General features: G+C 43.0%; 3 protein-coding genes. 2 read left to right on the plus strand and 1 reads right to left on the minus strand.

Translation table 11 applies throughout. From position 1 onward, the window contains the following. A partial coding sequence (locus DCO56_RS29665; RefSeq protein ID WP_219929466.1) for a transposase family protein occupies window positions 1-201 on the minus strand: 201 nt, incomplete at its 3' end. A gap of 166 nt (window positions 202-367) precedes the next feature. Here DCO56_RS29665 and DCO56_RS27570 point away from each other — a divergent pair. Both DCO56_RS27570 and DCO56_RS27575 read left to right on the plus strand, forming a co-directional pair. Continuing rightward, complete coding sequence (locus DCO56_RS27570; RefSeq protein WP_108636890.1) at window positions 368-2398, plus strand: M3 family metallopeptidase; 2031 nt, start codon at window positions 368-370, stop codon at window positions 2396-2398. Window positions 2399-2587: 189 nt separating this feature from the next. Next, window positions 2588-3555, plus strand: a 968-nt coding sequence (locus tag DCO56_RS27575; protein WP_108636397.1) for an ISAs1 family transposase, incomplete at its 3' end; no start/stop codon positions are given.

Raw genomic sequence — 3555 nt, forward strand, 5'->3', positions numbered from 1 at the left:
AGGCAGTTTGAGAAAACCTTTGAGAAAACCAAGCTTGGTTTTACCGAAAGCCTCAATGGAATCCCAGGATTCAGCACCACAAAGTACACCAAGGATCGACAGAATGATGATGTCACTCAAAAGATGCTTCTTGTTCCGGCTAATCCGGTGGTCGGGAAACTGTTCAAAATAGTGATGGAGGGTACTTTTTTTCTCTAACATGATGCAACAAAGATACCTCCATCAGAGCTTTAACGAAACACATATTACCAACATCGAAAACCTAAAAATGTGGAAACTCTCCTGAATTTTTTATTTTTAATGCGTTAGCCCTGATAATTTTCATTGATTTTAGCGCTTCATATAAATATTTATTACATTTACCTTTATGAGTATTTTAACAGAAAAATTCAAAACGAAGCACGATACCGCTCCGTTTTCACAGATAAAAAACGAAGATTATATCCCCGCATTTGACGCGGCAATCAAAAAAACAAAAGATGAAGTTGACGCCATCGTCAACAGTTCCGAAGCACCCACCTTTGACAACACCATTGCGGCGATGTCTTATTCGGGGCAAACGCTGGATAGATTATCCAGCATCTTTTTCAACTTACATTCTGCGGAGACCAATGATGAACTTGAAAAAATTGCGCAGGATGTTGCGCCTAAATTATCCGCTTTGGGCAATGACATCACGTTAAACTTTGATCTCTTCAAACGCGTAAAAGCAGTTTACGATCAAAAAGATCAGCTGTCGCTTACGGCGGAGCAGGCCACACTATTGGAAAAATCCTATAAAGATTTTGTCCGCAATGGAGCACTACTGAACGATGAGCAGAAAGAACAGTTACGTGCAATCGATGCCGAACTATCGCTTTTAAAATTAAAATTCGGTGAGAATGTCCTAGCGGAAACCAATGCCTATCAGCTCCTTGTTACCGAAGAGAAGGATCTAGCCGGACTTCCGGAGGGAGCCATTGAGGCAGCCCATGCTTTGGCCAAAGCCAATGAAAAAGAAGGTTGGCTATTTACCTTGGATTTTCCTAGTTACCTTCCTTTCGTCACTTACGCCGACAACCGCGAATTGCGTAAGGAGATTACCTTGGCGGCAGGAAGAAAGGCCTTTCAGGACAATGAATACAACAACGTCGAAAACGTATTGAAAATCGTAAAACTACGTTTTGAACGCGCTAAATTATTAGGTTATGCGACCCATGCAGATTTTGTATTAGCAGAACGCATGGCACAAAACCCAGCGAAAGTAACCGAATTTCTGAATGATTTGCTTGGAAAAGCAAAACCCGCGGCACTGGAAGAGTTCGCCGAATTGGGTGCTTTTGCCAAGAAACTGGACGGCATTGAACAGCTGGAGAAATGGGATGGCGCATACTATGCAGAAAAACTAAAGCAGGAACGCTTTAATCTGGATGATGAAAAGCTTAAGCCCTATTTCAAGCTTGAAAATGTGCTACATGGTGCATTTGAGGTTGCCCACCGACTATTTGGCATCAATTTCAAAGAAGTCAAGGACATTGAAACCTATCACGAAGAAGTACAGACTTTTGAAGTTACTAAAGATAACGGCGAGCTCGTCGCTATATTCTATGCCGATTTCTTTCCACGTAAAGGGAAACGAAATGGTGCCTGGATGACTTCCTTCAAACCACAGTATGTACAAAACGGCAAGCAAGAACGCCCGCATGTATCCATCGTATGTAATTTCACACGTCCCACGGCAACGAAACCTTCCTTATTGACCTTTCAGGAAGTAACGACACTATTTCACGAATTCGGCCATGCTCTGCACGGAATGTTGGCGGAAACGATCTATCCGACTTTATCCGGTACATCTGTCTATTGGGATTTTGTTGAATTGCCAAGCCAAGTAATGGAAAACTGGTGTTACGAAAAAGATGCATTGGAATTGTTTGCCAAACATTATGAAACCGGCGAAGTGATCCCAATGGAACTGGTGGAAAAAATCCGTGAGAGCGCATCTTTTCTGGAAGGAATGGCGACGATGCGCCAGTTAAGCTTTGGTTTATTGGATATGGGCTGGCATGGACAGGATCCAAATGCCATTGCTGACCTGAAAACATTCGAAGATGAGCAATTCGCATCCACCAAGTTGTATCCCGATGTGAAAGAAAATGCGATGAGCACAGCCTTCTCCCATATTTTTAATGGCGGCTACTCTTCAGGCTACTACAGCTACAAATGGGCCGAAGTACTGGATGCGGATGCGTTTGATTATTTCAAACAAAATGGCATTTTCAACGCTGATATTGCCCATAAATTTCAGGACAACATCTTATCCAAAGGGGGAACAGAACACCCAATGGTGCTTTACAAGCGTTTCAGAGGTCAGGAACCATCTGTTGAACCCCTACTCAAACGGGCAGGATTGATCAAATAAATAAAAAGCAGCCCTAATTTTATCCAGAAGGCTACGGATACATAATATTTTCGACTGGATTGCTTCACAAATGATCCAGGGCTAACGCATTAAAAATAAAAAATTTAGGAGAGTTTCCACATTTTTAGGTTTTCGATGTTGGTAATATGTGTTTCGTTAAAGCTCTGATGGAGGTATCTTTGTTCCATCATGTTAGAGAAAAAGAGTACCCTCCATCACTATTTTGAACAGTTTCCCGACCACCGGATTAGCCGGAACAAGAAGCATCTTTTGAGTGACATCATCATTCTGTCGATCCTTGGTGTACTTTGTGGTGCTGAATCCTGGGATTCCATTGAGGCTTTCGGTAAAACCAAGCTTGGTTTTCTCAAAGGTTTTCTCAAACTGCCTCATGGGATTCCCTCACACGACACGATCAATCGTGTCTTCAGCGGTCTTCGGCCCAAGTTGTTTGAAAAAATGTTCGTAGAATGGGCAGGTAGCCTGAAGAATGAGTCGATCAAAAAGGAGGTCATCAGTATAGATGGGAAGAGCATTAGGGGTTCAAGGGATAGTTTTCATTCCCAGAGTCCAATACACATGGTGAGCGCATGGGCATCCAGTAATGAGCTGGTATTGGGACAATTGAAAGTCTCTGATAAGAGCAACGAGATCACCGCAATCCCCCTTTTATTGGAACTGCTGGACATAGAAGGGAGCATCGTGACCATAGATGCTATGGGTACCCAAGTCGATATTGCACAGAAGATCGTAGAGAACAAGGCGGATTATATCCTATCGGTCAAGGGAAACCAACAGGAACTATCGGATCAGATAAAGGGTCGATTTGAAAACCAGCTTCCAGCAGACGCAGATCTCGCCCAGGAGAAAGGGCACGGACGCATAGAAAGCCGTAAATGCGAGGTGATCACCGACCTTACCTTCATAGACAACAGTATTTCATGGGCTTCAATAAAATCGGTGGTACGCATAAGTTCCACAAGGGAGATAGGAAACAAGGTGACCACAGAACAGCGCTATTATATCAGCAGCTTGAGTGAAAAAGCGGCACATTTCAATAGTTATATCAGGTTACACTGGGGCGTGGAAAACAAGTTGCACTGGTCACTGGATATGATATTTAATGAGGACAGGCAAAGAAAGAGAACAAAGAATGC

The sequence above is a fragment of the Sphingobacterium athyrii genome, assembly GCF_003071065.1.
Taxonomy (GTDB): domain Bacteria; phylum Bacteroidota; class Bacteroidia; order Sphingobacteriales; family Sphingobacteriaceae; genus Sphingobacterium; species Sphingobacterium athyrii.

What these genes read in the sequence shown, in the direction of transcription:
- DCO56_RS27570 (WP_108636890.1), top strand. Translation starts at nt 368, where the DNA reads ATGAGTATTTTAACAGAAAAATTCAAAACGAAGCACGATACCGCTCCG.